The following is a 2,372-nucleotide window of genomic DNA, read 5'->3' on the forward strand; positions in this document are numbered from 1 at the left end:
CCGTAGCCGCCGGCGGGTCCGCCGGGGCCAGTGGCGCCGCCAGGTGTCGCCGTCGCGTGTTCGGCGTGGCGGCCGACGCCCGCGGCACGACCGGCGGGAGTGCCGACACCGGGCTGGTCACTCGGGTAGGGCTCCTGGTAGCCGGTGCCGGTACGGGCCGAGTCATAGGTGAGCAGGGCGTAGATCACCAGGATGTCGATCGCGATGATGACGACCGACCAGACCGGGAACGCGGCCATGAAGGCCAGCTGGCCGATCGCGTTGAGCGAGGCGATCACGATGCCGGCCCAGCGCGCGGCCTCGTTGCGCAGGTAGATCCCGACGGCGATGGCCATCTCGACGATGCCGAACGCGATCCACATCCAGCCCCAGAAGTTCCGGTCGGCGTAGATCACGTTCGTGTCGCCGGTGGTCAGGTTGTTCACGATCACCGCATAGTCGCGTAGCGCCGCGATACCGTAGATCATGTTGTGGAATCCGACGATGAACATGATGACGGCGGCGAAGGTGAGCCAACCGCTCATCGGGCGTGCAGCCCGGTTTCCTGCCATCTGGTCCTCCCCGTTCGACGCCGGTGCCCCGCTCGGTCGGAGAACCGTCTCGCCCCGGTGATGGCGGACGTCCGGGGCGGACGGGCGCGACCATGTGGTCGCGGCGGGTCGATGCCCGCACCGCGCGGTCCTGCGTCTCATTGGTAGTCAGATGACTACCGTCCGCTGTTCAGGTGCGATACCCGCCGCGCGCCCTCGTCACCCCTGCCTGGTCGCTCTCGGTCGTGTCGCCGTCAGGGACCCTCCGACCGATCATGGCGGGGAAATCCGGGCACCGACTCCTCCGAAGCGACCGGTCGGCAGCGCGGCCGGCAGTTCCGCGCGGGCAATCCGGGCACTGTGCCGTGCGCAGCGACCAGGCCGTGCGCAGGGACCAGCTCGAAGCGCACCCGGTTCCGCTAGCCGAGGGGAACCTGTGCCACCTGATTGGTCACCGCGTCCCACCGCAACCGGCCGTGCTGGAAGTCGCTCTGCCGACCGCCGGGCACCGAGTACTCGTCGGAGGTGGGCAGCCCGAGCGCCGAGCCCGAGCCGCCGAGGCCGAGATAGGTCTGCAGGATCCGACCGTTGACGACGTGGGCGCCGGTGGCGGGATGCCAGTAGATCCAGCCGCCCTGGAAGCGGGCCTGCTGTCCGCCGGGCGCGACGGTGTTCTCGATGTCGCTCACCGGCCGGTGCAGGAACCTGTTCGAGCCGCCGACCGCCAGGTACCTCGGCGCGATCGGGCCCCACAGGGCGTGCACTCCGGTCGCCACCGACCAGAAGACCAGGCCGTTGGAGTACTGCTGCCAGCGGCCGCCGCCGCCGGCCGGGTTCTCGACCCCGATCGGCGCGCCGAGCGCCAGCGCGACCAGCCCGGCGCCGGCGTGCCACTTCTGGATCTCGCTGCGGGTCCCGTCCGCCTGGGCGGCGAGTGCGGTCGTCGTGCAGCACAGCACGTTCACGTCGACGGCGCCGGCGATCCCGGGCACCGTGCCGCCCGAGGTGTACTGCCACAGCGCCCAGTTCGGCCAGCCGCCCGGCAGGACGCCCGGGGTCGCCTGGTTGTTGTAGATCGCGAACCAGATCGGGTACTTCGTGAAGTCGTGGGAGTCGCCCATCTGGTCGGTCCAGAACGAGCGGTAGGTGTAGAGGATGGGCGTCCGCCCGGTCTCGGACTCGACCTCCTCCAGGAAGGCGTGGACCCAGGCGGCCAGTGCGGCGGGATCGAGTCCGCCGTTGTCCTCCAGGTCCAGGGCCGGTGCGAGGTGGCCCGCGGTGCGGGTCAGCCCGGTCACGGCGATGAAGCGCCGGGCCTGCTCGACCGCGGTGGAGATGGCCGCGGTCGGCCGGGCGTAGTGGTAGGCCCCGACGATCAGTCCGGCCCTGGTCGCCGCGGCGCGGTCGGCGGCGAAGAACGGGTTGGTGTATGCCGTGCCCTCGGTCGCCTTGATGAGGGCGAAGCTCAGCCCGGAGGCGCGGGCGGCGTTCCAGTTGATCGGCCCGCCACCGGGATGCTGCCAGGAGGCCACGTCGACGCCCCGCGGCCACAGCGGGGAAGGCGTCGCGCCCCGGGCGACCGTGGGACCGGACAGCGTCAGCGCGGCGGCGGTCAGGGCCGCGACGCTCAGTAGTCGGCGGGGCAGCGGGATCGTTGTCAATGGCCGGCTCCGCCGGTCTGTCCGCGGTGGCGCCGGTGGTGGTGTCGTGTGGGTCGGCGCAGCGTGCGTGGCCTCGGGTCCCCGCTGGCCCGACGGGTCCAGGTCCACCCGGGTCAGCGGCAGGACGATGCCGGGGGGCAGCGGTGTTCCGGGCCGGATCGGGATGCCGACCGGCAGGGGC

General features: G+C 71.8%; 2 protein-coding genes. Both read right to left on the reverse strand.

The window, feature by feature from the left end; translation table 11 throughout:
- Positions 1-551: DUF7144 family membrane protein (locus MXD58_RS29230; RefSeq protein ID WP_250611383.1), on the reverse strand; the 551-nt coding region annotated here is incomplete at its 3' end.
- Between the two features lie 398 nt (positions 552-949).
- Positions 950-2,368, reverse strand: coding sequence for a GH25 family lysozyme (locus MXD58_RS29235; RefSeq protein WP_250611385.1), 1,419 nt, complete (start codon positions 2,366-2,368; stop codon positions 950-952).
- Positions 2,369-2,372: the final 4 nt, after the last annotated feature.

Origin of the sequence: Frankia sp. AgKG'84/4 (assembly GCF_023242965.2) — a bacterium.
Classification (GTDB): domain Bacteria; phylum Actinomycetota; class Actinomycetes; order Frankiales; family Frankiaceae; genus Frankia.